28 protein-coding genes, 1 tRNA gene and 1 pseudogene are annotated in these 24,685 nt (G+C 62.9%); 17 read left to right on the forward strand and 13 right to left on the reverse strand.

Annotation, left to right across the window (positions count from 1 at the left end):
* Window positions 1–166: 166 nt before the first annotated feature.
* The 11 genes and pseudogenes from U5L98_RS09110 to U5L98_RS09150 all read right to left on the reverse strand — a co-directional run bounded on the left by U5L98_RS09110 (window position 167) and on the right by U5L98_RS09150 (window position 9,184).
* Complete coding sequence (locus U5L98_RS09110) at window positions 167–760, reverse strand: hypothetical protein (RefSeq protein ID WP_322558002.1); 594 nt, start codon at window positions 758–760, stop codon at window positions 167–169.
* Window positions 729–2,756 carry an Eco57I restriction-modification methylase domain-containing protein gene (locus U5L98_RS09115; RefSeq protein ID WP_416208255.1) on the reverse strand — a complete coding sequence of 676 codons (2,028 nt, stop codon included), beginning with the start codon at window positions 2,754–2,756 and terminating at the stop codon, window positions 729–731. Before U5L98_RS09115 ends, U5L98_RS09110 begins: the two co-directional genes overlap by 32 nt.
* A complete protein-coding gene (locus U5L98_RS18985) occupies window positions 2,639–4,363 on the reverse strand; it encodes a hypothetical protein (RefSeq protein ID WP_416208232.1) in 1,725 nt (574 codons plus the stop codon). The genes U5L98_RS09115 and U5L98_RS18985 overlap by 118 nt, the downstream gene beginning before the upstream one ends.
* 12 nt (window positions 4,364–4,375) lie before the next feature.
* A complete protein-coding gene (locus U5L98_RS18990; RefSeq protein ID WP_416208233.1) occupies window positions 4,376–5,059 on the reverse strand; it encodes an Abi family protein in 684 nt (227 codons plus the stop codon).
* Window positions 5,019–5,429: a hypothetical protein gene (locus U5L98_RS09120; RefSeq protein ID WP_322558004.1), complete on the reverse strand. Its 411-nt coding sequence runs from the start codon at window positions 5,427–5,429 to the stop codon at window positions 5,019–5,021. The genes U5L98_RS18990 and U5L98_RS09120 overlap by 41 nt, the downstream gene beginning before the upstream one ends.
* A gap of 393 nt (window positions 5,430–5,822) precedes the next feature.
* A complete protein-coding gene (locus U5L98_RS09125) occupies window positions 5,823–6,179 on the reverse strand; it encodes a hypothetical protein (RefSeq protein ID WP_322558005.1) in 357 nt (118 codons plus the stop codon).
* Window positions 6,143–7,132, reverse strand: coding sequence for a hypothetical protein (locus tag U5L98_RS09130; protein WP_322558006.1), 990 nt, complete (start codon window positions 7,130–7,132; stop codon window positions 6,143–6,145). Before U5L98_RS09130 ends, U5L98_RS09125 begins: the two co-directional genes overlap by 37 nt.
* Window positions 7,133–7,217: 85 nt before the next feature.
* A pseudogene (locus U5L98_RS09135) lies at window positions 7,218–7,694 on the reverse strand (C-terminal helicase domain-containing protein); the annotation flags it as partial.
* Entirely contained in the window at window positions 7,625–8,164 is a 540-nt protein-coding gene (locus U5L98_RS09140; protein ID WP_322558007.1) for a hypothetical protein, read from the reverse strand. The pseudogene U5L98_RS09135 and the gene U5L98_RS09140, both read right to left, overlap by 70 nt.
* A complete protein-coding gene (locus U5L98_RS09145; RefSeq protein WP_322558008.1) occupies window positions 8,161–8,817 on the reverse strand; it encodes a hypothetical protein in 657 nt (218 codons plus the stop codon). Before U5L98_RS09145 ends, U5L98_RS09140 begins: the two co-directional genes overlap by 4 nt.
* Before the next feature lie 290 nt (window positions 8,818–9,107).
* Window positions 9,108–9,184 (reverse strand) — tRNA-Pro (locus tag U5L98_RS09150).
* A 210-nt stretch (window positions 9,185–9,394) separates the two neighbouring features.
* Between U5L98_RS09150 and U5L98_RS09155 the strand changes: the two genes are divergently transcribed.
* Window positions 9,395–9,772, forward strand: a complete 378-nt coding sequence (locus U5L98_RS09155; protein WP_322558009.1) for a CidA/LrgA family protein — start codon at window positions 9,395–9,397, stop codon at window positions 9,770–9,772.
* Entirely contained in the window at window positions 9,769–10,500 is a 732-nt protein-coding gene (locus U5L98_RS09160) for an LrgB family protein (protein ID WP_322558010.1), read from the forward strand. The genes U5L98_RS09155 and U5L98_RS09160 overlap by 4 nt, the downstream gene beginning before the upstream one ends.
* A 136-nt stretch (window positions 10,501–10,636) precedes the next feature.
* Here U5L98_RS09160 and U5L98_RS09165 read toward each other — a convergent pair whose 3' ends face one another.
* Window positions 10,637–10,993 carry a hypothetical protein gene (locus U5L98_RS09165; protein ID WP_322558011.1) on the reverse strand — a complete coding sequence of 119 codons (357 nt, stop codon included), beginning with the start codon at window positions 10,991–10,993 and terminating at the stop codon, window positions 10,637–10,639.
* A gap of 230 nt (window positions 10,994–11,223) precedes the next feature.
* Here U5L98_RS09165 and U5L98_RS09170 point away from each other — a divergent pair, with 230 nt between their 5' ends.
* The 5 genes from U5L98_RS09170 (at window position 11,224) to U5L98_RS09190 (ending at window position 15,809) form a co-directional block, all read left to right on the forward strand.
* Window positions 11,224–11,397 (forward strand): DUF2970 domain-containing protein, encoded by a 174-nt coding sequence (locus U5L98_RS09170; protein WP_322558012.1) that lies wholly within the window; start codon window positions 11,224–11,226, stop codon window positions 11,395–11,397.
* 121 nt (window positions 11,398–11,518) lie between these two features.
* Window positions 11,519–12,643, forward strand: a complete 1,125-nt coding sequence (gene coxB, locus U5L98_RS09175; protein WP_322558013.1) for a cytochrome c oxidase subunit II — start codon at window positions 11,519–11,521, stop codon at window positions 12,641–12,643.
* Between the two features lie 47 nt (window positions 12,644–12,690).
* Window positions 12,691–14,322, forward strand: a complete 1,632-nt coding sequence (gene ctaD / locus U5L98_RS09180; RefSeq protein ID WP_322558014.1) for a cytochrome c oxidase subunit I — start codon at window positions 12,691–12,693, stop codon at window positions 14,320–14,322.
* A 30-nt stretch (window positions 14,323–14,352) separates the two neighbouring features.
* Complete coding sequence (locus tag U5L98_RS09185) at window positions 14,353–14,949, forward strand: cytochrome c oxidase assembly protein (RefSeq protein WP_322558015.1); 597 nt, start codon at window positions 14,353–14,355, stop codon at window positions 14,947–14,949.
* Window positions 14,946–15,809, forward strand: coding sequence for a cytochrome c oxidase subunit 3 (locus tag U5L98_RS09190; protein WP_322558016.1), 864 nt, complete (start codon window positions 14,946–14,948; stop codon window positions 15,807–15,809). The genes U5L98_RS09185 and U5L98_RS09190 overlap by 4 nt, the downstream gene beginning before the upstream one ends.
* 25 nt (window positions 15,810–15,834) lie before the next feature.
* On the opposite strand, the gene U5L98_RS09195 is transcribed toward U5L98_RS09190, so the two are convergent.
* Window positions 15,835–16,029 carry a DUF2909 family protein gene (locus U5L98_RS09195; RefSeq protein ID WP_322558017.1) on the reverse strand — a complete coding sequence of 65 codons (195 nt, stop codon included), beginning with the start codon at window positions 16,027–16,029 and terminating at the stop codon, window positions 15,835–15,837.
* A 49-nt stretch (window positions 16,030–16,078) separates the two neighbouring features.
* Here U5L98_RS09195 and U5L98_RS09200 point away from each other — a divergent pair, with 49 nt between their 5' ends.
* From U5L98_RS09200 to rplT, 10 genes are all read left to right on the forward strand, one after another.
* A complete protein-coding gene (locus U5L98_RS09200; RefSeq protein ID WP_322558018.1) occupies window positions 16,079–16,774 on the forward strand; it encodes an SURF1 family protein in 696 nt (231 codons plus the stop codon).
* Window positions 16,771–17,331: a hypothetical protein gene (locus tag U5L98_RS09205; protein WP_322558019.1), complete on the forward strand. Its 561-nt coding sequence runs from the start codon at window positions 16,771–16,773 to the stop codon at window positions 17,329–17,331. The genes U5L98_RS09200 and U5L98_RS09205 overlap by 4 nt, the downstream gene beginning before the upstream one ends.
* Window positions 17,321–18,403 (forward strand): COX15/CtaA family protein, encoded by a 1,083-nt coding sequence (locus tag U5L98_RS09210; RefSeq protein ID WP_322558020.1) that lies wholly within the window; start codon window positions 17,321–17,323, stop codon window positions 18,401–18,403. Before U5L98_RS09205 ends, U5L98_RS09210 begins: the two co-directional genes overlap by 11 nt.
* On the forward strand, window positions 18,396–19,316 hold the full coding sequence (gene cyoE / locus U5L98_RS09215; RefSeq protein WP_322558021.1) for a heme o synthase: 921 nt from the start codon (window positions 18,396–18,398) through the stop codon (window positions 19,314–19,316). Before U5L98_RS09210 ends, cyoE begins: the two co-directional genes overlap by 8 nt.
* Window positions 19,317–19,595: 279 nt before the next feature.
* A complete protein-coding gene (locus U5L98_RS09220) occupies window positions 19,596–20,063 on the forward strand; it encodes a DUF2489 domain-containing protein (protein ID WP_322558022.1) in 468 nt (155 codons plus the stop codon).
* Window positions 20,064–20,366: 303 nt separating this feature from the next.
* Complete coding sequence (locus U5L98_RS09225; RefSeq protein ID WP_322558023.1) at window positions 20,367–21,173, forward strand: OmpA family protein; 807 nt, start codon at window positions 20,367–20,369, stop codon at window positions 21,171–21,173.
* 233 nt (window positions 21,174–21,406) lie between these two features.
* Complete coding sequence (gene thrS / locus U5L98_RS09230; RefSeq protein WP_322558024.1) at window positions 21,407–23,305, forward strand: threonine--tRNA ligase; 1,899 nt, start codon at window positions 21,407–21,409, stop codon at window positions 23,303–23,305.
* A 34-nt stretch (window positions 23,306–23,339) separates the two neighbouring features.
* Window positions 23,340–23,882, forward strand: coding sequence for a translation initiation factor IF-3 (infC, locus tag U5L98_RS09235; RefSeq protein ID WP_322558935.1), 543 nt, complete (start codon window positions 23,340–23,342; stop codon window positions 23,880–23,882).
* Between the two features lie 105 nt (window positions 23,883–23,987).
* Window positions 23,988–24,182 (forward strand): 50S ribosomal protein L35, encoded by a 195-nt coding sequence (gene rpmI, locus U5L98_RS09240; protein ID WP_322558025.1) that lies wholly within the window; start codon window positions 23,988–23,990, stop codon window positions 24,180–24,182.
* Window positions 24,183–24,219: 37 nt separating this feature from the next.
* Complete coding sequence (gene rplT / locus U5L98_RS09245; RefSeq protein WP_021817421.1) at window positions 24,220–24,573, forward strand: 50S ribosomal protein L20; 354 nt, start codon at window positions 24,220–24,222, stop codon at window positions 24,571–24,573.
* The last annotated feature ends 112 nt before the right edge of the window (window positions 24,574–24,685 follow it).

Genomic DNA, 24,685 nt, shown 5'->3' on the forward strand with positions numbered 1-24,685 from the left:
ACAGCTATCAATAGCTGATAGCAATAAAATCGACAAAAATGAGAACATAAAGCTATCAATGCCGCGCCGCTCAGAGGCGGGATCCGGCGGTCGCTCAGTCAGCCCCGTCGGGAAGCCCTGAAATGCCGCTCGCCGAAGGCCGTATTTAAGACGAAGTCAGGCGGGTCTATGTTTTAAATGCGACTGCGAAGCAGCCGTGCATATGTGCTGCATTCTTACATAAAATGCTCGCTGTTAATGTCCTCTCAGCTCGAGGGTCAATCATCTTTCTATATATCGACCGATAATAATCGGTTACTTTTTTAGAGTTTTGAGCATCTTCTGCTGCCCAGTCTACTCGGGGCGTACGAGCAGTATATGTGTCGGGATCGCAAGCAGGTGCGTAGTTGGTGCGCGGCAGGTAATCGTCGGGTAGGGTTTGCAGGTCTAGAACGTCATAATGACTATTGCCGGTACAGACGGCACGTGGTGTCTTGTAAAAGGTCGATCCGACGAAGAAATGCGGGCCGCTGAGAATCCATTCGCTGGCGTCACTGGGAAATTGGGTCTCGCGCTTGATGATACCGTCGCGCTGGGCATAGGTCTCGTCAAACATGACTGTAGATGTATATTCGCCTTGCAGGTCGCCCAAGCGCGTGGGTTGGGCAGAGAAACGCTCCAGAACAGCAAGTAATTGACGAGCATGCAGGGCTGGCAGGCGCGCCTGTAAAGGCGGCGTACCAGGTTCGTCATAGAGCGAAGCGAAAAGTCCCCAGAACACTTGTGTCGACTTGTATCAGTCGATCATGGTCGCCTTCTGTGTTCCAAGTGATACTGGTACGTCCGTTCTCCTCGATTTCGTCCTTGATACCGGGTACCTGACCTTCGCCGTTACTGATAAAGCAGGCATCAATGGTACTTGGGGCGAAAAGATTGGCTATATTTTGAAATCGAATAGGCTGCTGAGGACCATAGATATTTATACTGTATTTAGGATTGTGATGTACCTCAGCAAAGAGAAGCAGCTGGTTTTCAAACTGAAAATGCGCTCGTAGCCGGGGATAGACCGCCTCGCGGAATGCCCCTCCCTTGGGATCGTCGTAGATGCCCTCCGGGTGCAGGAAGCCGGCCACGCCCTGTTCGCTGCCCAGCCTCCAGGCGGTGGGGAGGAAGCACTTGTAGAGGTTGGTCTGCACGCCCTTGAGCAGCGGGTAGTTGCCGGCGGCATTGAGAAACGCCTGGGTGGCTTCGCTCTCTTCGTACTCCTCGCGCCAGGCGGTGAGCAGGGCGGGGTGGTCGTGAAAGGCCTGCTCGCGCAATTCGGCGAGCTTGCTGGCGGAGATGTTGCGCAGGGCGAAGAGCGGCTGGTGGTCGCCCATGATGCCGCCTTCCTGCCATTCCACCTTGAGCCAGGGCGGGTTACCCAGCACCAGGTCGAAACCGCGGCGGCCACTGACGTTGCCGGCGAAGATATCGGCGAACTCCAGCTCCCAATGGAAGAAGCGGCGCTGCTCGGCCAGCTGGTCGGCGAGCTGGAGGCGCGGGCAGGCGCGGAACAGGGTCTCCAGCTTGACCACGCCGAAGCGGTCAACGAAGCGCTGGCCCTCCTCGACACGATCCGGTTCGAGCTGGAAGAGATCCGGGGTGTCGTTGCTGGGGCCGGCGCCGATGGTGTCACCGAGCAGCAGGGTCTCCAGGTCCCACAGCCACTCCTCGCGGCTGGGCAGCTCCTCGGCCCGGTCGATGGGCCAAAACCAGAGCGCGCACCAGTAGTCCATGGCCAGCTTGAGGCGGCGGTAGGCCGGGGCGCTCTGCTGGTAGCGCTCGGTGAGCGAGGCCTCCAGGGCATCCTTGAAGGCCAGGCTGGTGGCCTCGCCGCGGGCCTCGTGGCCGTAGATGGGATAGGGGTCGCTGGTGCGATCGCGGATGCGCGAGAGTTCCCGGGCGTGCTCGGTCCACAGCGCCTCGACCTGGATACTGAGCTTCTGGAGCCGCTTGAGCTCGCCCGCGTCGAAGGGCTTGGTGAAGGGCTTCTTCCAGGCCTTGATGGCGGCCAGCTCGTCCTTGAAGAGCTGCTTGGCGACCTTGTCGGAATAGTCCGCCATTCCTGGGTAGGGCAGCAGGAAATGCCAGATTCGCTCGCCCAGCGGTGTGTCTTCGTTCTCGTCGTCGGTGGCAAGCGGCACGGCATCGCCGGCGCGGTTGAGCCAGGCCGCCGGGTCCCTGGGTTTGAGCTCTAGGGCGCTGGCCGGGTAGGCCTCACGGCGGGCGCCGATCAGCGAGTTGCCGGTGCGCAGCTGGAAGCCGAACCAGGGCACGAAGCGGTCGGCGGAGAGCGCGCCGAGCCACAGCGAGACCTCGGCCAGTTCTACGGCCACGGGGTTCAGGTCGACGCCGAAGACGCAGTGGTCGGCCAGGTACATCTTCACCCGCTGCTTCTCGAAGGCGTAGTCGGCCTGGGGAATCCGGTCGGCGGCGGGATCTTCCTGCTGGCGGGCGCTCTGGGCCAGGGCCAGGTACTTGTCGGCGAGCTGGTCGATGGCCTCGTTGAGGAAGGCCGCGCTGCCCATGGCCGGCTCGCAGAGGGTCAGGCCGAGCAGGCGCTCGGCGCGGGCGGCATCATCGGGCAGCGGGTCGAGCTGTTCGGCGTAGAGCTCCTTCAAGGCGTACTTGACCAGCGAGCGGGTGAGCACCTCCGGCGTGTAGTAGGAGGCGGACTTCTCGCGGTCGCGCCCGGCCAGGCGGTAGAGGAAGCTGCCGCGCGGGTGGCGGCGCAGCACCCGGTGGCCGGCGTCGTCGCGGTCGAAGACCTTCTCGTCCTCGCGGAAGTGTTCCAGCTGCTCGGCGGTGACGAAGTAGCCGGTATCCAGCGGGTCTGGGTTGGCCTCGCCGGCCTTCTTGACCTCGAAGAGTTCCTGCTCGGCGAAGAAGCCGCGGTAGCTGAGCAGCGCCTCATAGACGGCGCCGAGCTGGTTGATGCCCAGCTGGGCGCATAGCTGATGCGCCCGCGGCGGCGGTTGCCCCGGCCCCCGCTGGGGCGCGAGAGCGACATCTTGTGGATCACCTGCTGCCAGACGGCGTTGGGGAAGACCACGTCGTTGAGCAGGCGGGTGCGCTCGGGGTCGAAGAGATGGCTCTTCAGCGCCGGCAGGGTGAAGGCGCTGCGGCCGGCCTGGCGAGCGGCGGCTCCCTCGGCCTTCAGGCCGTCGAAGTCGAGGCTGTCGGTCTGCGGCGCCTCCACGCCTTCGTGCACCAGGCGGAAGAGCCGGGTGATGGAGTGGTGGAGGAAGCTGCCCTGGCGCTCGCGCTCGCTGGTCAGGGGCGTCATCTCCAGCTGGCGCAGGCCTTCCAGGGAGTAGCCGCTGAGGTAGACGGGGCTGTCCACCGGGGCGTAGCCGAGCTCCGGGCGGGCCTCGATGTAGAACAGGAACAGCAGCCGGTACATGGTACGCAGGCATTCGCGGGAGAGGCGGTCCGGGTCGAGCTGGCCGGAGTAGATGCCCTCCTTGCGGGCGCGGGCGCGCTCGATCAACTGGCGGGCGGCCTCGTTGCCGAGCAGCTCGATGCACTCGCGCAAGGCATACTTGAGATCCTCGCTGACCGCGTAGGCGTGCTTGTGGGCGTTCTCGTCGAGGCTGTCGAGCAGGCTCTGGCCGTTGGCCTCGAGCAGCGATTCGCGCCCCAGCAAGACGCTGGCCGCCTTCAGCGCCTCCGTCTCGCGGCGGGCGAGCAGCTCCACCCAGTCGAAGCGCAGCAGCTGGCCGCGGGCGAAGCGGGTGCGGTCGACCAGTACCCACTGGTGCGGCGCCACCAGCAGCACCCAACGCGGCGGACGCTCGCGGGCGAAGACCTCGCGGGAGAGCAGGCTCTGCCAGCTGGGCGGATTATCCGAAGCGAGTTCGCGCTGCAGGGTCGTGGGCAGCGGGGTCTCGTCAAGCGACAGGTACTGTTCCTTCAGCGGGCTGGCGGCCAGGGGGTCGCCCTCGGGCTCCTCGAAGGGCAGCGCCTCGATCACCCACAGCAGGGGTGCGCCGTCGGTGGCGGAAAGCTCCGCCAGCAGCGGAATCTCGCAATCGTCACTCAGCTGGCGGCGCTCGGGCTTGGCGGTATACCCCAGCGCCTCGAGCAGCGGGCGGGCCAGCGCCCGGGCATCCGCCACCGCCTCGCGGGCGTGGCCGCGACGACACAGGGCATGCACCGCCTCGATCTCGCGCAGCCGCTCGAAGGCACCGCGGCGCAGCAGCGCCCAGGGCGTCTCGTCGCCGGTATCGGTGGCGCGCTGCTGCCAGGCCTCGAGCACGCCACGGATATCGCCTTCGAAGATATCGGCGAGGTAGTGCTCGCTGTAAAACTCGTTGTCGTTGACGATGCCTGCGTATGCCATGGGTGCTTTGCCTTAACGCGTCTGCGTGCCGTCGACCGCGGCCGATGGTTGCGGGTGTAGCGATGCGAGTCGTTGCTGCCAGTCGTCCGGGAAGCCCATGGGCTGGCGCGGGATATTGCGCATCCTCGAGCAGGACCTGGAGGCGACCGGGCCAGCGGGTGTCCGGGCTGTCCGGGTGGTGAGATAGGTCAGCATGGCCAGAACGGTGAAGAGGCGGCGGGGAACGGCCTTTCCCGTGGGTGCCCGGGAGAGGAGGTGCTTTGGCCAACTGGGCGGAATCGAGAGCTCACGGTTCCAGAGACGGAAGTGATGCGCACAGACATTCCGAATGAATGTCAGCGTATGCAGCCAACTTGCGAGCACATGGTGCGGCACGGCGAAGCGGCGAGCGATGGTCTTGCGGTCACGGTCTTGGTCGAGCCCATCGAATCGATGCGATAGCGACCCCAGGCTCCAGCTCCTCGCACCATGGCCCACGAGGGCAAGTGCGATGGCTGATCGACCAGGTGAGCGCGTTGGTGGCGCGGGCGAGTCGTACCCGCTTGCGGCTCTCTTTGTCGTGCCTGCTTGATGTGGTCGGGTACTTTCGCCCTCTGGATGCCGTTCCACTTCTTTATGAGACTGGCGGGTTTCCTTGGCGAGTCTTTCGCTCAGCTCATTGGGCCGACAACCTTCGAATGCGATGGAAGTGCGCATCTGGATCGGGCAGGCCAGCCAAGTACCAATGTGTGCCGTATTGGCAGGACATATGGTTGCTGATATGCCCGCTTGGTCTGACGGCGATCTGGGCCCGTTCGATCGGCACCAGCCAGTGCGCCGGGCTGACGAAGGTCCTGTCGAAGCTGCGCATACTGTGCATGATCTCCGACAACTGAGCGCCCGGCTTGAAGCGGTGCTGCGGGTCATCGGGATATTGGAAAGGGCGCATGTAGGGGCTGAGTCTGAAGGATGTTGTGACTTCAAGCAGCCGAAGAGCGCGTTCACGGTCGTTGACGCACAAGCGGCGTTCGATGAGCAGATCGAGCTGCTCTTGTGCCGTCAGAGCGGGCTTGTCGAAGCGTTTCATCGCACCACCTCCGGAGCGAGATGGTGTTGGTCTGGCGTAGGGGCAATAAAAAACCCGCGCAATTTGAGCGTGAGGACCGAAGTCCACATAGGCGTGGCGGGCGTACCGGACGGCGACGTGAGTCGCGGCGTGGGTATGACGCAAGGGGCCAGGACGTGTGTGTGCAAAAGAAAACCCGCGCGATTTAAGCGTAACTGCCGGAGCAGCCAGCAGGCTTGGCGGTGCTATGCTGCCAAGGACTATAGGCACTCCGATATCGGGATGCAAGGCATCGGCATAAGCATGTGTGGGGTGGCTGGCAGCCGAGCTCTGCGGAGCCTTTGGGGTCTGACCCTCTACATATAACATTCTGAAATACCGGGGTGATTTTCGGTGGCCTCGTGAGGTTTAGGGTCAGACCCCAAAGGCGCTGCCTCGGGGCTCTCTGCGGCGATCTTGCTTGCCAACGTCTTGCACATCGTGCTGGCAGGTCATTGGAATCGGGCGCTTGGGCGGATGCGCGGCCGGTGATCGCGCCTCCTGGAGCACGACCGGTCGCCGGAGATCGCCGGTGAAGACGGCGGCGACCTGGAGCCAGGGCTGGCGTTCGATCTGCTGGGTGGCTTCGAGCCAGTCCAGGTAGTCGTCGAAGACGCGCTCGAGCTGGGCCGTGCGCTCTTCGCGGCGGCGCTGCTTGCGGCCTTCCTGTTCGCGGCTGGCGGCGAGATCGAGCTCTATCTGCTGGCGGTGGCGGGCCTTGAGGGCGTCCATGGCCTGCATCTGCACGGGCGTTCGTTGAGCTCGGCCTCGCGAACCTGGCGGGTGGCATCCAGGTAGTGCTCGGCGGCGGCCACGGCGCCGGGCAGGGCGGCCTGCAGAGCGCTGGTGTCGCCGGGGATGCCGGGGTTGGGCAGCGCCGTGGGATCGAGAGCCAGCTCGGCCAGGACGTCCTCCAGGGCCATGGGGTCACCCACCTGGCCGATGTGGGTGTTCACCGGCACGGCGCACCAGGCTTGGATCAGCGACTGGCCGCGGCGGTTGGGATAACCGCCCTGGAGCAGGAAGCGGGCCTGGCCGGCGGGCAGGTGGCCGGGCACACGTATCACCGGGGCGGTGTGGCGGCCGAAGGCGTTGAGGATGCGGTCGCGCAGCCACTCCAGTACCGGATGCAGCGGCCAGAGGTATTGCACGGCGGGCCAGGGGTCGTCCTCCTGGCGGGCCTGATCGAGGGCCTGCTGCATGCGCTCAACATCTGCCGTCAGGATGAAGCGGTCGTGCTCGGGGCGGATCTCGCGAGGCAGGTAGGCGAGCCGCTGGCGCAGGTCCGCCGGTGCGACGAGTTCCAGGCGCTGGGCGTTCTCGTCGACGCTGGCCTGCAGTTCCTGGCCCTGCTCGCGCATGGCCTGGCGCAGCCAGTCGATGGCGGCGCGGCTCCAGGCCAGGGTGCTGGGATAGAGCCGGGGCGGCTGTGCGGTCAGCTCGGCCAGATCCCTTGCCGGTGGCCCCTCGGGGATGAAGGCATCGAGTGGCGACTCGCTCTGTTCGAGCTGGTCGTCGAGCAGGCCGGCGAAGATATCGGAGAGGTCGTTAGGGTCGTCATCGCGTTCCAGCACCTCGGCTACCTGGGCTTCCTGCTCCTCCTGGGTGCGGCCGGCGCTGAACTCGGAGGGGTCGCCGATGTTGCGGCTGGCCTGGTCGTCCTTGTCGATCAATACCTCGAGCACGCGCTGGTCGCCGCGCACCTTGGGATGCTGCGACTCGGTGAGCAGGTAGCGGATCTGCGGGGCCTGGTGTCTGGCCGTAGCGGTCGATGCGGCCGTTGCGCTGCTGGAAGACCATCAGCGACCAGGGGATGTCGAAGTGCACCAGCCGGTGGGCGCGGTGGTGCAGGTTGATGCCCTCGGCGGCCACGTCGGAGCAGAGCAGCAGGCGCAGCGGGCTGTCGCCACGGTTGAAGGCCTCCACCGTGGCCATGAGATCCCGGTCGCGGTCGGTACCCCGCAGCACCGCCACCTGGTTGGCCTTGAGGCCAGCGTCGGCCGGCAGGTGAGCTTCGAGGAAGGCCAGCGTGACCAGGCTCTCGGTAAACACCACCAGGCGGTCGTCGGCGTCGCGGCTCCAGTCCAGTTCGCCCTGGCCGGCCCGGCGGCCCAGCAGCTCGAGCAGCGCCTGATACTTGCCGAAGCGTTCGGGCGTTACGGCACGAATCGCCAGGGCTAGGCCTTCGAGGCTCGAGATATCGGCATCGCGCTCGGGGCTTCGCTCCTGCTTCTGCAGCCTGGCCAGGCGGTTCTCGACGGTGGAGAGGCAGGCGCGGGGCTGGAGAACGGCGTCTTCTCCAGGCGGGTGCGGAATAGGCCGCTGCCTGCGGTGCGCTTGCCATCCAGGGTGTGGAAGGTGACGTTCCATCGGGCTCGCCGAAGGCGTGCTCTTCGCTCGCGGCTGGCCGGGGCGTGGTGGCGGGCGATCTCGCGGTCCGGGAAGTCGCCGAGCTGGTCGCGCACGTCCTTCTTGAAGCGGCGAATCACCAGGCCCTTGTCGCGGAAGTCCTCGTGGGCATAGTCGCTGGGGTTGGCGATGGCCGTGGGGTCCAGCATGTTCATCAGGCTGGCGAAGCTCTCCGGCTTGCCGTCGTGGGGCGTGGCCGAGAGCATGATCAGAGGTGTCGCGAGCGGCGTGGCCAGCAGGCGGGCCAGCGCGGGCGCGCTGGGAAGCGCCGTGAGCGCCGGCGCGCTCGGCCACGTTGTGGGCCTCATCGATGATGATGATGTCCCAGTGGGCCTGCTCCAGGTAATGGCGATACTCGATATCCTGCTTGAGGGTATCGATGGAGATGATCGCCCGGTCGAAGTAGTGGAAGGGGTTGTGGTTGGCCGGGATGCGGCCGCGTACCCTCGCCAGCCCCTGGGAGTCGAGCCGCGTGAGCGGAATGGTGAAGCGGTTCCAGAACTCCTGCTGGAACTGGCCGAGCATGGACTTCACCGCCAGTACACAGAATGCGCTTGCCGCGGCCGCGGTGGACCAGCTCGCTGGTCATGATGCCGGCTTCCAGGGTCTTGCCCAGGCCCACGGCGTCGGCAACGAGGATGCGTGCCCGCGGCTGGCTCAGCGCCTGGCGAGTGGGCTCGAGCTGGAAGGGCAGGGCGTCCATGGCGGCGTGGTGGCCGAGATGGATGCGCTCATCGGTGGGGGCGGTGTCGCGCAGCTGGGTGGCCAGGTTGAGCAGCCCGGCCCGGTAGCCCTGGGAGAGGTCGTCGACCAGTTCGGTGGTGGCCGGGTCGAGGATGCGGATGTCGTCCTCGAGTTTGCTCAGGAACTGGGCCTCGCGGCCGCGCACCAGCTCGGAGAGCCCGGAGCAACCGAGTCGGTAGCCGCCGTCGCCCAATGATCTAGACGCGTGAGGCGCCATTCGGCGTCGCGGATCTCCAGGCGCATACCTGGTGCGAATTGCTGGTGCTGACCCATTCTTCCCCCTGCTTCCTGCATCGGGGACGCGGTTCCCTGGCATCCTATCGGCGCGCGTCCCTGCGGCTCTGTGGCACTTTCCTACTAAGTGCTCTAATGAACCTTAGCGTAACAAAGTGTGCAGGGGCTGTCTGTTCGCAGTTTGGGTGAGCTGCTTTATGTCACCTAGAACGGGATGCAACGAAAAACGGCCACCTGCTCCGTGAGCTAAGTGGCCGTTTTTACTGTATTTTCTGGTCGGAGCGACAGGATTCGAACCTGCGACCTTTGCAACCCCATTGCAACGCGCTACCAAGCTGCGCCACGCTCCGATTCGGCTTTCGGGATGCCTGGCCTGTGGGCCCTGGCTCCCGAGAACGAGGCGTATACTAGCGCGTCGCGGGGAAAATGAAAAGTCTCTTTTGCGCTTCCGTTTCATATGCTTGAGGGGCCGTCTCGGCGAGGCACCGGATCTGCCGCTTCTGTCATACTGATGGCGTCGAGAACCTGCTTGCCGAGGAGCTGCCGAGGGGAGGGCGGATATGCCATTGATCATGGGAATGAGCGTGCTGCTGGCCTGCCAGTTTGCCGGAGAGCTGGTGGCAAGGGGGCTTACGCTACCGATTCCGGGTCCGGTGATCGGTATGGTGATTCTTTTGGCGGCGTTGATGATCCGCGGCAGGGTGCCTTCGAGCCTGCGCCTGACGGGGGAGGGGCTGTTGCGCTACCTGACGCTGCTGTTCGTGCCAGCCGGCGTTGGACTGATGGTCCATTTCGAGTTGATCGGTGCCGATCTCTGGCCAATCGCGGTGACTCTGGTGGCGTCCACGGCGTTGACTCTGGGGGTGACGGCCTGGGTGCTGCAACGCCTGCAACATGGCCGTGCCCGAGGTAATGATCGGACGGGGGACAAGGCATGAATGTCGCCTCCCTCGATCAACTGTGGGTCTATCTCTCGGGCAATCCCCTGCTCTGGCTGTTGGTGACCCTGCTGGTCTTTACGTTGGCTGTGCGGATCAATCGCCTCGTGGGTGGCACCCCCTTGCTGCACCCGGTAACGCTCTCCATCACCATTTTGATAATTCTGCTGCTGCTGGCGGATGTGAAGTATCGCACCTACTTCGAAGGGGCCCAGTTTATTCACTTTCTGCTGGGACCGGCCACGGTGGCTCTGGCGATACCCCTGTATGATCATCGCGAGCGAGTACGTCGGCTGTGGTGGCCGCTGCTGCTGGCATGCGGCGTGGGGATTGTGACGGCGGTAGCTTCCACCCTGGGATTGGCCATGCTGCTTGGTGCGCGCACCGAAACACTGCTTTCCCTGGCGCCGAGATCGGTTACCTCGCCGATCGCAATGGGCATCGCCGAGCAGATAGGTGGCATACCTTCGCTGGCCGCCGGCTTGGTGTTGCTGACTGGCTCGATCGGCTGCGCTCTGAGCCCCTGGATCTTCCGTCTGCTGCGGATCAAGGATCTGGAGGTACAGGGTTTCACCCTGGGGTTGGCGGCCCACGGCTTCGGCACTGCTCACGCCTTTGCTCGCTTGGGGGTCGTGGCCGGTGCCTTTTCCGGCCTGGCCATGGGGCTCACGGGCTTGCTGACCGCCTTCTTGTTGCCGCTTATAACCCGGCTCTTCGGGTTCGGCTGAGCTTTACCGCCAAGATTTCTGCGGGATGGCTCGGGACATGCGCTACACGGCCTGACTGAACGGGACGGCAGGTGCGAACCTGCCGTCCCGTGCTTATTCCGGATTCACTTGGGGTTCTGTTTTCCCCGAGGCCGTATCAGACCTCTTCCCAGACGCGGCGCCGGAAATCATTGGAGAGCTCAGTGGCTTTCTTCATGCGCTCCATCTGGGCTTCCGTGAGATCGGAGATAAGCTGCTGGTAACGTTCCTGCATCTCGGCCGGTGTCTGCGGTGTGTCGCCACTCATGGACTCGGCCATCTTTTGGCCGCTCTCCGCCAGGGCCCGAAGGAACTGTGCCTCGAACTGCATGGTGTCTGCCATGCTTTGCATCCAGGCCAGTTGCATGCGGGTCATCGGGGTGGTCCCCTGAGTGAACTGACTCTGCCACCATTCCATCATCGGTTCGGCCGCAGTCAGGGCGGGGTTGGCCGTAGTGTCTTTTTGCTTGGTCATGGTCGGTCTCCTTCGAGGTCTCATCCGGGGTTCCAGGCGGGATGCTGGAACCTCTTCGGCTGTCACTTTGAGTATAGAAGATTAATGCGGTGTAATGCGTTGCAGCGGAAGTGGTATGCACTTATGTGGTAAGCGTGGAATGCCTCTACGTGCTGACCCAGGTGGCATGGTTTAGAGTCAACGGTCCAGGATCGAAAGTAGCCCACGGCAATGGAAGGAGGTGAGCAGGGATGTGGCAAGCAATAAAATCGGTGCTGGCGGCCTTTCTGGGCGTGCAGAAGGATTCGCGGCGTCGCGAGGACTTTGCCTCAAATCGCCCCGGTACCTTCATCGCGGCGGGACTGCTCGTGGGGCTGGTATTCGTGGTGTTGGTCGCCCTCGTGGCGGTGCTTGCCGCTCGTTGAGCGAAGAACGTTGATTTCCCCGTTTACCTGCCAGTAGGTTACGGGGGTGACGAACCGTCGCTCTTCTCTATAATTTTCCGCTAAGAACTCGCTAATACAACAATGACCCGAGGAGGCGCCGATGCGCACGTTGCTCGTGTGGATGGCGGGGGGGCTGGCCAGCGCCGCCTTGACCCCGGTTGCGCTGGCTAATGGCTGGAACATGCCCGTCGGTGTCACGGAGATCAGTCGTGACATCTACTCTCTGCACATGATCATCTTCTGGATCTGCGTGATCATCGGGGTCATTGTCTTCGGGGCGATGTTCTATTCGCTCTTTCGCTATCGTCATTCCCGTGGTGCCAAGGCCGCCACTTTCCACGAACATACCAGCGTGGAGGTGATCTGGACGGCTATCCCGTTGCTGATCCTGGTAGGGATGGCGGTTCCTGCCACCGCCACCCTCAAGAACATGTACGACACCTCAGAGGCCGATCTCGACGTCATGGTCACCGGCCAGCAGTGGCGCTGGCGCTACGAATATCTCGGGGAGGATGTTGCCTTCACCTCCAACCTTGGCACACCTCGGGAGCAGATCAATGGCACTGGCGAAAAAGGGGAGTTCTACCTGCTTGAGGTGGACGAGCCGCTGGTGCTGCCGGTGGGGCAAAAGGTCCGTTTGCTACTGACCTCCGATGATGTCATCCATTCCTGGTGGGTTCCCGATCTGGCCGTCAAGCAGGACGCCATCCCTGGCTTCGTCAACGAGAACTGGGTACGCATCGAGGAGCCCGGTATCTACCGCGGTCAGTGCGCCGAGCTTTGCGGCAAGGACCACGCCTTCATGCCGGTGGTGGTTGAGGCCGTGGAGCAGGAACGTTTCGACGAGTGGCTGGCCCAGCGCAAGGAGGCCGCCGCTCAGGAGGCGTCCAGTGCCAACCGGGAGTGGGCAATGGACGAGCTGATGGAACGAGGTGAGCAGGTCTATGGGGCCGTTTGCGCTGCCTGCCACCAGCCAAGTGGCGAAGGCGTTGGCGGTTTCCCGGCTCTGGCCGGCAACGAGGCCATGCTCGAGGATATCGACTGGCATATTGACCGAGTCGTCAACGGCGTCTCGGGAACTGCCATGGCATCCTTCCGCAACACCCTCAGCGCGGTGGAGATCGCCGCCGTGGTCACCTACGAACGCAATGCCTGGGGCAACGATTCCGGCGATAGCGTGCAACCGTCGGAAATCGCCGAGCAACTCGCCGAGCAGGGTGAGTGACCGGTCTTTCCGTTTCTCTTTCGTGATGCCCAACAGGGAGATTTCCGATGGCTTCCCACCTGCCACCCAAGCCGACACCGCAGCACAGCACGGCCACAGCTGGCGGCATGGCCGAGGCCGGACATGCTCGGCCCCGCGGGCTGATGCGCTGGCTGCTGACCACCAACCACAAGGAGATCGGTAGCCTCTACCTGATCTTCTCGCTGACCATGTTCTTTATCGGGGGAATCTTCGCCCTGGTGGTGCGCGCCGAGTTGTTCCAGCCCGGCTTGCAACTGGTGCGACCCGAGTTCTTCAACCAGATGACCACCATGCATGGCCTGATCATGGTGTTCGGGGCGATCATGCCCGCCTTCGTGGGGTTGGCCAACTGGATGGTGCCGCTGCAGATCGGTGCTCCGGACATGGCCTTGCCGCGCTTGAATAACTTCAGTTTCTGGCTGTTGCCGGTGGCCTTTGGCTTGCTGCTCAGTACACTGCTGATGCCGGGTGGTGGGCCGAACTTTGGTTGGACCTTCTATGCGCCGCTCTCGACCACCTATGCACCGCCGTCGACCACCTTCTTTATCCTGTCGCTGCACATCGCGGGTATCAGCTCGATTCTCGGCGCCATCAACATCATTGCCACCATCCTCAACTTGCGGGCACCGGGCATGCGCATGATGGACATGCCGCTGTTCGTTTGGACCTGGTTGATCACCGCCTTCCTGCTGATCGCGGTGATGCCGGTACTGGCCGGTGTGATCACCATGATGCTGATGGATATCAATTTCGGCACCAGTTTCTTCAATGCGGCCGGTGGCGGCGATCCGGTGCTTTTCCAGCACCTGTTCTGGTTCTTCGGGCATCCCGAGGTCTACATCATGATCCTGCCGGCCTTCGGCATCGTTTCCGCGATCATCCCGACCTTCTCCCGCAAGCGCCTGTTCGGTTACGCCTCCATGGTCTATGCCACGGCAGCCATTGCCCTCCTGTCGTTCCTGGTCTGGGCGCACCACATGTTCGTTGTGGGTATGCCGCTGGTGGCCGAGCTGTTCTTCATGTACACCACCATGCTGATCGCGGTGCCCACCGGGGTGAAGATCTTCAACTGGGTGGCGACGATGTTCCGCGGCTCGATCAGCTTCGAACCGCCGATGCTGTTCGCATTGGCCTTTGTGGTGCAGTTCACGGTCGGTGGTTTCTCGGGGCTGATGCTGGCCATCTCGCCGGCCGACTTCCAGTATCACGACACCTACTTCGTGGTGGCGCACTTCCATTATGTGCTGGTGCCTGGTGCGCTCTTCGCGATCCTCGCAGGGGCCTACTACTGGCTGCCCAAGTGGACCGGCCACTACCCGCATCTTCGGCTTTCCCAGTGGCACTTCTGGCTGTCGGTGATCGGCGTGAACCTGACTTTCTTCCCGATGCATTTCTCGGGGCTCGCCGGCATGCCGCGACGCATTCCCGACTATGCCTTGCAGTTCGCCGACTTCAACATGGCCGCGAGCATGGGCGCCTTCCTGTTTGGCGCCTCCCAGCTGCTCTTCGTGCTGGTGATCATCAAGTGTGTTCGCGGTGGCGAGAAGGCACCGGCCAAGGCGTGGGAAGGGGCCGAGGATCTGGAGTGGAGCGTGCCCAGCCCGGCACCACTACACACCTTCGAGACGCCTCCTGAGTTTCATTCCGATCGGCATTGAATCGCGTCGGCAGTGACGCGGGAGGGCGACATGTCCAGCCAAGATGAGCAGACAACGAACAGGGAAGGGGTACGACGGACCGTGACCCGAACCCTGGTGGTGCTGGCCGGCATGTTCGTTTTCGCCTTTGCACTGGTGCCGCTCTATGACGTCTTCTGCGAGGTCACCGGCCTCAATGGCAAGACCAGCAACCGTGCCCAGGCGCTGGTTCACGAGGAAGTCGACACCTCGCGGATGGTGACGGTGCAGTTCATTACCCGAGCCAGCGCCGGCCTGCCCTGGGAACTCGATGTGGAGACACGCCAGGTCCGGGTACATCCGGGGCAGAGCAACGAGGTGTTCTTCACCTTCCGTAACCGGGGTGGAGATGCCAGTCGGGCCAAGGCGGTGCCCAGCGTCTCACCCTCGGAAGCCTCGGTGCACCTCCGCAAGCTCAGTTGCTTTTGCTTCCAGGAGCAGCGTCTAGCGGGCGGCGAGCGCCTGGAGGCACCGCTGGTCTTTCAATTGACCCGGGATCTGCCGACCCACATCAAGACGGTTACCCTGGTCTACACCCTTTACCCCGTGCAGCCGGCGCAGGCAGCAGTGTCGCCCAGCGGGCCGACCGAAGAAGGAGACAGCGCATGAGCGGTGGCAGCTACTATGTTCCCGAATCCAGCAAGTGGCCCATCCTGGCGTCGTTGGCGCTGGGAGCGATGATGATCGGCACCGGCACGGTGCTGGTGCACGGCATGGCCGGCATGCCGGTCATGGCGCTTGGCCTGGTCGGCGTGCTGGCGGTGATGGCGCTATGGTTCCGTGATGTGGTGCTCGAGTCACGGGGTGGTCTCTACGATACCCAGATGGATCGCTCCTTCCGCTGGGGGATGGCCTGGTTCATCTTCTCGGAAGTAATGTTCTTCGCTGCGTTCTTCGGGGCGCTCTTCTACGTGCGGACCTTTGCGCTGCCCTGGCTAGACGGGGAGGGCGCCAAGGGGGTGGCGGCCCTGCTGTGGCCGGACTTTACCGCCAGCTGGCCGCTGCTCAACCCCCCGGATCCCTCCATCGAGGGGCCGAAGGAGACCTTCAGCCCCTGGCATCTGCCGCTGGTCAATACCCTGATCCTTGTCTCCTCCAGCATCACGCTGACTATTGCCCACGAGGGCCTCAAGGAAGGCTTCCGCGACAGTGCTCGCTTCTGGCTCACGGTGACCGTGCTGCTGGGGCTCTGCTTCATCACCATTCAGGGGGTGGAGTACTATGAGGCCTACGCCCATTACGGTATCACCCTGCAGGCGGGTATCTATGGTGCCACCTTCTTCCTGCTGACCGGTTTCCATGGGCTGCACGTGGTCATCGGCACCATTATCTTGGCGGTCATGCTGTGGCGGGTATTCCGCGGGCACTTCACGGCCGACGATCACTTCGGCTTCGAAGCAGCGGCTTGGTACTGGCACTTCGTCGACGTGGTATGGATCGGGCTGTTCATCTTCGTCTATGTATTCTGATCGAAGGAACAGGAGCAACTCCCGATCAGCCGCCGAGATTGCCAAGGGTGAAACCGTAACCAAGCAGGAGCAGCAGCAGGACGGCCAGGGCCACGCGGACCTTGAGGGAGACAAGTACTCGCCGTGAGCGGCTGCCGTCCCGCACCAGGAAGCCGGCACCCAGGGCCAGGCTCGTGACCATGGCCAGAAAGACAAGGGCAATTAATATCTTGAGTAACATTCACGGCTCCAAGAAAGGGTCGGTTTCCGGCGAGCATCCTGGCCCTTCAGTGACACGTCGCATCGGCTGGTGGGGGTTCTGGTCCTGCCTGGTAGTGCTGGGCCTCGCATTGGGACTATGGCAGTGGGAACGGGCCGCAGACAAGCGCGAGTATCTTGCTCGCCTGGCGGCCGCTCCGCGGATCGAAGCGCCGGTGACGGCGCCGCCGGTGGGCTCGCGGCTGGTTCTGCAGGGCGAGTACCTTGCCGATCAGACCCTGTTCCTCGACAACCGCACTCATGAGGGTCGCCTGGGGGTGGCGCCCCTGACCCCGTTTCGTGACGTCAATGGACGTATCTGGCTGGTCCAGCGCGGCTTCTTGCCGACCGGCCCCAGTCGAGCAACCCCAACGGTCGAGACGCCCCTGGATATGGTGACCCTTGAAGGTCGCTGGCAGCTGGCTGGCGAGTCAGCGCCATTGTTCGGCCCCAACCAGGAGGGCAAGCGCCTGCAGCGTATCGACCTTTCGGCCTGGGAACTGGAACAGGCATTTGCACATCCTGGCTGGTTGCATCTCGAGCAGGGGCCTGGCCATCTCGAGTCCTGGTGGCAGCCAAGCGTGGTGCCGCCGGAGCGCCATCTGGGCTATGCCTTCCAATGGTGGGGGTTGGCTCTGGCCGCCTTGGTGATCATGCTGGTGGGCGCGCGGCGCCAGTCGCAACGCTCCAATCCGATATCCGTTCCGAGCAAGGAGACTCCTCGATGACTCATGCCGCACGCCAGCGCCTCAAGTTGTTGGCCTTCTTCGCGATCTTCGCGCTGCCGGTGGCTGTTGCCTGGGGCATGGTGGAGTGGCGCATCGGGATTCCCGAGGGACGTACCGCCCATGGCGAGCTCGAGCCCTCGCTTCCCGTTCTCTCGCAGTGGCCGTTGACAGCCGCGGAGAAGCAAGGCGAGAGCGATTGGTGGCTGGTCTTCGACTGCCCAGAGGCATGTGACGCCAATGCCGATCGCTGGTGGCGCCTGCATCGCGCCCTGGGCCGTGAGGCCGACCGGGTCAGTCGTCTACGCATTGGTGGTGGCGGCGAACCGCTTCCCGGTGCGTCTCTGGCGGAGTGGACGGGTGAGGCCGATTGGCGCTCGCCTCATCGTCTCTGGATCCTCGATCCTGAGGGTCGCCCGGTGCTCGGCTATTCCCCGGAGGTCGCGACGTCAGACGTGCTCGATGATCTGCGCCGCCTTCTGCGCATGAATCCCGAGCCCCCTACGTCACGCTACGACCAGGCCTCGACCGTAGTGGGGGGCGGTGCCGATGGCGATTAGCGCATCGACAGCAGGAGACGACAGCCGCCGTAGATGGCTGGTGACGCTGAGTCTGGCAGGAGTCGTCTTCACTGCCTTGGTGGTGTTGGTGGGGGCCTGGACACGCCTGGTGGATGCGGGCCTGGGATGTCCCGACTGGCCGGGGTGTTACGGCGCTCTGGTGGTACCGGATGCCGAGCGCGCTCTGGCCCATTCCCCCGGTGTGCCGCTGGAGTCCGCCAAGGCCTGGGTAGAGATGGTGCACCGCTATCTGGCTTCGGCCCTGGGTTTGCTGGTTATCGCCCTGGTGGTACTGGGCGCGCGTTGGCGCCGTGAAGCAGGGTATCCTTGGGCCACAAGCCTGGCACTGCTGGTGGTGATCCTGCTGCAGGGCGCGTTCGGGGCCTTCACGGTGACCCTCAAGCTTTGGCCCCAGGTGGTGACCCTGCACCTGCTGGGTGGCCTGACGGTGTTGGTGCTGTTTCTGTGGCTGCATCTGCGCCTGCGCCGGTTTTCGTCCGATGAGAGCGGGGCAGCCCCGCGCCGGCGACTGACCCCGCTATGGGGATTGGCCATGCTGTTGCTGGTTGGGCAGCTCGCACTGGGTGGCTGGGCCTCGAGCAACTATGCAGGTATCGCTTGCCAGGGATTTCCTACCTGCAATGGCCAGTGGTGGCCGGTGATGGACTGGAGTGAGGGTTTTCACCTGACCCAGACGGTGGGTCCCAACTACCTACACGGCCAGCTGCATGCCGAGGCGCGCACTGCCATCCAGGTCGGCCATCGGCTCGGCGCCCTGGTCCTGGGCCTGAGTTTGCTGGTGCTCGGCATGCGTCATTGGCAGATGGCTGGCATGCGTCCCTGGCTGGCACTGCTGGTCGGTGCTTACGCCGTTCAGGTGGTGATCGGCATCGCCAACGTACTGGCCTGGCTGCCGCTGTGGCTGGCCCTGCTGCATACTGCGGGTGCGGTGCTGCTGGTCGTGTCCATGACGCTGGCTCTGTGGCACTGGCGCTGGTCGAAGGCCTCGGCAGCTGATGAGCTGTCGGGCCCGGGTAAAACTGCAACGAAGGAGGAGTTGGCGCATGTCTGAGGTCGTGATGGAGCGTGGGGCGGTTGGCCATCTCGCCGGCTGGGGCTGGCGAGACCTCTATACGCTGTGCAAGCCCCGGGTTGTGGTAGTGATGCTGGTCTGCACCCTGGTCGGCATGCTGCTGGCGGCGCCTTTGCCGGACCCCGGTGCCGTGGTGTTCGGCCTGATCGGCATCGGCCTGGCTGCGGGAGGCGCCGCTGCCTTCAATCATGTGGTTGACCGTCGCCTGGATGCCTTGATGCTCCGCACTGCCCGTCGGCCGCTGGCCACTCAGCGCATGCCCACGCCGCTGGCGCTGGCCTGGGCGACACTGCTGTCGGCCTGCGGTATCGGAGTGTTGGCCTGGCAGGTCAATCTGCTGACGGCCTGGCTGACTTTAGGGTCGTTGATCGGTTATGCGCTGATTTATACCGCCTTCCTCAAGCATGCCACGCCGCAGAACATCGTTATCGGTGGGGTGGCGGGAGCTGCGCCACCGCTGCTGGGCTGGACGGCGGTCACCGGCCAGCTGGGCCCCGAACCCTTGTTGCTGATGCTGATCATCTTTGCCTGGACGCCGCCGCACTTCTGGGCGCTGGCGATTCACAAGCGGGACGAATATGCTCGTGCCGGGGTACCGATGCTGCCGGTTACCCATGGCGAAGCCTTCACGCGACTGCAGGTCTGGCTATATGGCTGGCTGACGGTGGCGGTGACGCTATTGCCTTTCACCATCGGCATGAGCGGCGAGCTTTACCTGGTGGGAGTGACGGCGCTCAACCTGCGCTTCATGGTGTGGAACTGGCGGGTCTGGCGCGGCCATGATCCAAATGCCCCCCTGGCGGCCTTCTGGTTCTCCATCCGCTACATTCTAGGTGTCTTCGGCGTATTGCTGCTGGACCATTACGGCACCGCCTGGATGTTGGCCGCCTGATGCATTGCTGAAGGCGCTTTACCGTTTTTCTTTCCAGGCAAGGAGCCCGGCCAGGTGGCCGGGCTCCTTGCTTTCTAGCCGTTGTCGACTGATCACCAGCCAGTGTCTTCAGCACTACCATGCCGACCATCGTCAGACGATCACCAGCATCATGATGGTTTCAGCTGTATTGGCACCCCACATGCTGAGCAAGCCCGTGCCGGTTGTTCCGTTATTTTGTAAAGGCACCTTTTCCGTGTATAATGTTTGTACATGTAAATAATCGACTGGAACATGCCAATGAGCACTACGCTGGCACTATCACTACTCGGCCTGGCGCTGGTCATCATCGCCGGCCTCGGGGCCTATGCTTATACCCTCTGGAAGGAGGTGCAGCGGCGCAAGGCCTTCCGCAAGGAGGAATTGCAGCGCGCTCATCGCAACTGTCTGGAAAATCTTGAGATGGTCGCTTCGGCACTGGTGCAGGAGCAGGTCGATATCACTGAAGGAAGTTGGCGCTGCAAGGTACTGCTGGAGATTCTCGACGAGACATTGACCGAGCGACCCGACTTTCAGGCCTTCGACGATGTGCATCGTCGCACTCGCCACCTGCATACCCATTCCGCCCGTCAGGCGCTCAGCCCACGCGATCGCATACGCGAGGATCGTGAGCGCCTGGCAGTGGAGGAGGAGTTCCGCGAGCCGGTACTCAAAGCAGCAGCGGCGGTGGTGGAATTTCGCCGTGGTTGGCCGAACAACCTGCACTGAGAGATACGTTGCCATGTCCTTTGATGCGTTTCATCGCGATGTTTATTGCGGTCATGCATCACTCTTTGATTGCAACCTCTCGTTCTGTGCGGCAAGCTTGTACAATCTTGTAGATGGCTTATATTCCGTCGGAGTCCTTGGCCATCGAAGGACGGCACTGGCCGAGAGAGCTTTTTCGTGCTTTCTTGGTAGGGGCAGGAAGTGGATTGGGGATCCGCTTCCCTCGGGTCATTCCTCGGAACCCCGGATGGTGAAGGCGTTGAACTGTCACACCGGGATGTAGTCAATAAGAAGGAGTTTTACATGAAAAAATCCACGACTGGCTTGTTGCTCGGTTCTGCACTGGTGGTCGGCCTCTCAGGCTGCGCCAGTTCTGCTTCTCAATCTAGTAATGGTTCCATGTCCGGTGCGACGTCCGGCAGTTCCATGCATCCGTTTGTTTGCGGTCTGGCCGGCGGGCTAATCGGTGGCGGCCTCGGCTATGCTGCTGGCAGCGATTCCGATGAGGACACTGGTGCTGCCCTCGGCACCACGGCGGGTGCTACCATCGGCGCGATGCTGTGTGCCGACACTTCGCCGGCTCCTGCTCCGCTCGATACCGATGGTGATGGTGTCATCGATGCCAATGACCAGTGCCCGGGAACCCCGGCCGGTGTGGCCGTGGATGCCGTGGGCTGCCCGCTGGATTCCGATAACGACGGTGTTCCGGACTTCCAGGACCAGTGCCCGGGTACTCCGGCCGGTGCCGAGGTCAACGCTCTGGGTTGCGTTGACGACCTGGTGCTGCGTGACGTCAACTTCGAATTCGACTCCGCGACCTTGACCATGGGTGCCGAGCAGATCCTTACCGGCGTGGCCCAGAAGCTGCGTTCCAACCCGAACGTCCGTGTCCGCATCGAAGGTCACACCGACTCCATGGGTAGCGATTCCTACAACCAGGATCTGTCCCAGGCACGTGCGGATTCCGTGGCGGATTACCTGATGCGTCAGGGTGTCGACGCCGAGCGTATGCGTACCATCGGTTACGGTGAGTCGCAGCCGGTGGCCAGCAACGATACCGATGCGGGTCGTGCTATGAACCGTCGCGTGGAACTGGGCGAGTGGCAATAATCCCGACTTGATCCGACCCACGGCCTCGGGAGGGTTCCGGGGCTGACGCAAGATCGAGCATCGCAAGATGAGAAAAGGCGCCTTCGGGCGCCTTTTCTCTTGCCGGATGCCATGGCCCACCGTGGCGCCACAGGGTGCCTTTCTGCTAGGCTAAGCCTCGTTTTTTCCTCGACCATTCTTCTGGCGACACGTGATCCCTGGTATGGATCACCACTGCGCACAAGGAACCCTTCATGCCCATCGTGACCCTGCCCGACGGCAGTCAGAGATCCTTCGAGGCCTCCCTCACCGTGATGCAACTGGCCGAGAGCATCGGCCCCGGTCTTGCCAAGGCTTGCGTGGCCGGCAAGATCGACGGCCTTCAGGTGGACGCCGCCGATGTCATTGACCGTGACGCCGACGTGGCGATTCTCACCGCCCGCGACCCGGAAGGCCTCGAGGTTATTCGCCACTCCTGTGCCCACCTCATCGGCCATGCGGTCAAGCAGCTCTATCCCGAAGCCAAGATGGCCATCGGGCCGGTGATCGAGGACGGGTTCTATTACGACATCGACTTCGGACGTTCGGTCACCCCCGAGGACCTCGAAGTGATCGAGGCGCGCATGAAGGCGCTCATCGACCATGAGTACGACGTGGTGCGGGAGTACGTCGATCGGGATCAGGCCATGCTGACCTTCCTGCATCGCGAAGAACCCTACAAGCAGGAGATCGTGCGCGATATTCCCGAGGGAGAGACGATTCGTCTCTATCATCACGAGGAGTACGTGGACATGTGCCGCGGGCCGCACGTGCCCAATACTCGGCACCTCAAGGCGTTCAAGCTGACCAAGCTGTCCGGTGCCTATTGGCGCGGCAATGCCGAGAACCCGATGCTGACACGCATCTACGGCACGGCCTGGCCCGACAAGAAGCAGCTCAAGGCTTACCTGAAGCGGCTCGAGGAAGCCGAGAAGCGTGACCATCGCAAGCTGGCCAAGAAGATGGATCTCTTCCATCTGCAGGAGGAGGCGCCGGGCATGGTCTTCTGGCACCCTAATGGCTGGACGATTTACCAGGCCCTGGAGCAGTACATGCGCCGCGTGCAGGTCGAGAGCGGCTATCAGGAGATCAAGACGCCCCAGGTGGTCGATCTCTCGCTGTGGAAGGCGTCCGGCCACTGGGGTCACTACAGCGACCTGATGTTCACCACCGAGTCGGAGAAGCGCGAGTACGCCATCAAGCCGATGAACTGCCCCTGCCACGTGCAGGTGTTCAACCAAGGCCTGAAGAGCTATCGGGACCTGCCGTTGCGCCTGGCCGAGTTCGGCAGCTGCCATCGCAACGAGCCCTCCGGCTCCCTGCATGGCCTGATGCGGGTGCGCGGGTTCACTCAGGACGATGCCCATATCTTCTGCACCGAAGGGCAGATCCAGTCCGAGGCCGAGGCCTTCATTGAACTGACCCTTCAGGTCTACCGGGAGCTCGGCTTCGACGACGTCGAGCTCAAGCTCTCCACGCGCCCCGAGGGATTCATGGGCGAGCCGGAACTCTGGGACCGTGCCGAGGCAGGCCTTGAGGCCGCGCTCAACGCTACCGGCCTCGATTGGGAACTGCAGCCCGGCGAGGGGGCCTTCTACGGTCCCAAGATCGAGTTTTCGCTGCGCGACTGCCTCAATCGGGTCTGGCAGTGCGGTACCCTGCAACTCGACTTCAATCTGCCGGGGCGGTTGGGGGCCCAGTTCGTCGACGAGGACGGTGTCCGCAAGACCCCGGTGATGCTGCACCGGGCGATCCTCGGCTCCTTCGAGCGCTTCCTCGGCATCCTCATCGAGCACTATGCGGGGGCCATGCCGCTCTGGCTGGCACCCCAGCAGGCAGTGGTCATGACCATCACCGATGCGCAGCGCGATCATGCGTCATCGGTGGTGGCGCGTTTGCAGAAAATCGGTCTGCGCGTCAAGTCGGACTTGAGGAACGAGAAGATCGGCTTTAAAATCCGCGAGCATACGTTGCAGAAGGTCCCCTATCTCCTGGTGGTGGGAGATAAGGAAGTCGAGTCCGACTCGGTGGCCGTGCGTACGCGTAGCGGCGAGAATCTTGGTACAATGACGGCGGATGCCTTCATCGATCGTGTTCGGGCCGAGCGGCAATAGCGACATCTTCCCAAGCTGAAGTGGAGACTGAACCATCAAGCGAAGCAACCCAAGAGGACGTGTTCAAGACAAGCGTCCCCCCATGAACGAGCGGATTACCGAAGATCAGGTTCGCCTGATCGACAGCGACGGCGAGCAGATGGGCATCGTGCCCACCAGCGAAGCGCTGGAGCGAGCCGAAGCGGCCGGTATGGACCTCGTGCAGATTTCCAATGCCGATCCGATAGTCTGCAAGATCATGGATTACGGTAAATTCGTCTTTGAGCAGAAGAAGCAGAAGGCTGCTCAGAAGAAGAAGACGAAGCAGATTCAGGTCAAGGAAGTGAAATTCCGGCCTGGTACCGACGAGGGCGACTATCAGGTCAAGATGAAGAACCTGATCCGTTTTCTCGAAGGTGGCGACAAGGGCAAGGTCACGTTGCGTTTCCGCGGTCGTGAAATGGCACACCAGGACATCGGGCGCAAGCTGATGGAACGGATTGCCGCCGATCTCGAGGAGATCGGGACCGTGGAGTCCTTCCCCAAGATGGAAGGGCGTCAGATGACCATGATCATTGCCCCCAAGAAGAAGCAGTAGCAGTAATAGAAGAAGTCATCCGATGGCCAGTCCAACGGGCGGAAGACTGCAAGACCTTCCGTCGGCCACGGGTTTTCTGAAAAAACCTCGAGCGGAGTTGATCTCATGCCGAAAATCAAGAGCAACAGTGGCGCCGCCAAGCGCTTCAAGAAGACGGCCAACGGCTTCAAGCACAAGCAGTCGTTTCGCAGTCACATCCTGACCAAGAAGTCCACCAAGCGGAAGCGTCATCTGCGCGGTATGAAGCAGATCCATGACGCCGACAAGCCGCTCATCCAGCGGATGTTGCCGAACCTGTAACCCCTTGGGTGAACATATTTTTCGTCAGGAGTAAGTCATGACTCGTGTCAAGCGTGGTGTTGTCGCCCGTCGTCGTCACAAGAAGATTCTCAAGCAGGCCAAGGGCTACTACGGTGCCCGCAGTCGCGTTTTCCGCGTAGCCAAGCAGGCCGTCATCAAGGCCGGTCAGTACGCCTATCGCGACCGTCGCCAGCGCAAGCGCCAGTTCCGCGCTCTGTGGATTCAGCGCATCAATGCCGGTGCCCGTCAGCACGGCCTGTCCTACAGCCGTTTCGTGGGCGGTCTGAAGAAGGCCGGAATCGAGATCGACCGCAAGGTGCTGGCCGATCTGGCCGTTCACGAGAAGGCTGCGTTTGCCGCCATCGTCGAGAAGGCCAAGGCTGCCCAGTAAGGGACGTCGACCCTTGTTCGGCCGCGGTATACGTCGCCGGACCATGATCGTCGCAGGGGAAGAGCAGCCGCTCTTCCCCTGTTTTTTTGAACGAGTGCTTTTTTGAAAGACT

This window comes from Halomonas sp. (assembly GCF_034520545.1).
Classification (GTDB): Bacteria; Pseudomonadota; Gammaproteobacteria; order Pseudomonadales; family Halomonadaceae; genus Halomonas.

Excerpts from the sequence above, each read along its gene's own strand:
- rplT (WP_021817421.1), top strand. The coding sequence starts at position 24,220 with ATGACTCGTGTCAAGCGTGGTGTTGTCGCCCGTCGTCGTCACAAGAAG.
- U5L98_RS09205 (WP_322558019.1), top strand. The coding sequence starts at position 16,771 with ATGACTCATGCCGCACGCCAGCGCCTCAAGTTGTTGGCCTTCTTCGCG.
- cyoE (WP_322558021.1), top strand. The coding sequence starts at position 18,396 with ATGTCTGAGGTCGTGATGGAGCGTGGGGCGGTTGGCCATCTCGCCGGC.
- U5L98_RS09145 (WP_322558008.1), bottom strand. The coding sequence starts at position 8,817 with ATGGCGCCTCACGCGTCTAGATCATTGGGCGACGGCGGCTACCGACTC.
- U5L98_RS09220 (WP_322558022.1), top strand. The coding sequence starts at position 19,596 with ATGAGCACTACGCTGGCACTATCACTACTCGGCCTGGCGCTGGTCATC.
- U5L98_RS09140 (WP_322558007.1), bottom strand. The coding sequence starts at position 8,164 with ATGAGGCCCACAACGTGGCCGAGCGCGCCGGCGCTCACGGCGCTTCCC.
- thrS (WP_322558024.1), top strand. The coding sequence starts at position 21,407 with ATGCCCATCGTGACCCTGCCCGACGGCAGTCAGAGATCCTTCGAGGCC.
- U5L98_RS09170 (WP_322558012.1), top strand. The coding sequence starts at position 11,224 with ATGTGGCAAGCAATAAAATCGGTGCTGGCGGCCTTTCTGGGCGTGCAG.
- U5L98_RS09185 (WP_322558015.1), top strand. The coding sequence starts at position 14,353 with ATGTCCAGCCAAGATGAGCAGACAACGAACAGGGAAGGGGTACGACGG.
- U5L98_RS09190 (WP_322558016.1), top strand. The coding sequence starts at position 14,946 with ATGAGCGGTGGCAGCTACTATGTTCCCGAATCCAGCAAGTGGCCCATC.
- U5L98_RS09125 (WP_322558005.1), bottom strand. The coding sequence starts at position 6,179 with ATGGACGCCCTCAAGGCCCGCCACCGCCAGCAGATAGAGCTCGATCTC.
- U5L98_RS09225 (WP_322558023.1), top strand. The coding sequence starts at position 20,367 with ATGAAAAAATCCACGACTGGCTTGTTGCTCGGTTCTGCACTGGTGGTC.
- U5L98_RS09155 (WP_322558009.1), top strand. The coding sequence starts at position 9,395 with ATGCCATTGATCATGGGAATGAGCGTGCTGCTGGCCTGCCAGTTTGCC.
- rpmI (WP_322558025.1), top strand. The coding sequence starts at position 23,988 with ATGCCGAAAATCAAGAGCAACAGTGGCGCCGCCAAGCGCTTCAAGAAG.
- U5L98_RS09165 (WP_322558011.1), bottom strand. The coding sequence starts at position 10,993 with ATGACCAAGCAAAAAGACACTACGGCCAACCCCGCCCTGACTGCGGCC.
- U5L98_RS09210 (WP_322558020.1), top strand. The coding sequence starts at position 17,321 with ATGGCGATTAGCGCATCGACAGCAGGAGACGACAGCCGCCGTAGATGG.
- U5L98_RS18990 (WP_416208233.1), bottom strand. The coding sequence starts at position 5,059 with ATGCGCACTTCCATCGCATTCGAAGGTTGTCGGCCCAATGAGCTGAGC.
- U5L98_RS09120 (WP_322558004.1), bottom strand. The coding sequence starts at position 5,429 with ATGAAACGCTTCGACAAGCCCGCTCTGACGGCACAAGAGCAGCTCGAT.
- U5L98_RS18985 (WP_416208232.1), bottom strand. The coding sequence starts at position 4,363 with ATGGCATACGCAGGCATCGTCAACGACAACGAGTTTTACAGCGAGCAC.
- U5L98_RS09160 (WP_322558010.1), top strand. The coding sequence starts at position 9,769 with ATGAATGTCGCCTCCCTCGATCAACTGTGGGTCTATCTCTCGGGCAAT.
- U5L98_RS09195 (WP_322558017.1), bottom strand. The coding sequence starts at position 16,029 with ATGTTACTCAAGATATTAATTGCCCTTGTCTTTCTGGCCATGGTCACG.
- coxB (WP_322558013.1), top strand. The coding sequence starts at position 11,519 with ATGCGCACGTTGCTCGTGTGGATGGCGGGGGGGCTGGCCAGCGCCGCC.
- ctaD (WP_322558014.1), top strand. The coding sequence starts at position 12,691 with ATGGCTTCCCACCTGCCACCCAAGCCGACACCGCAGCACAGCACGGCC.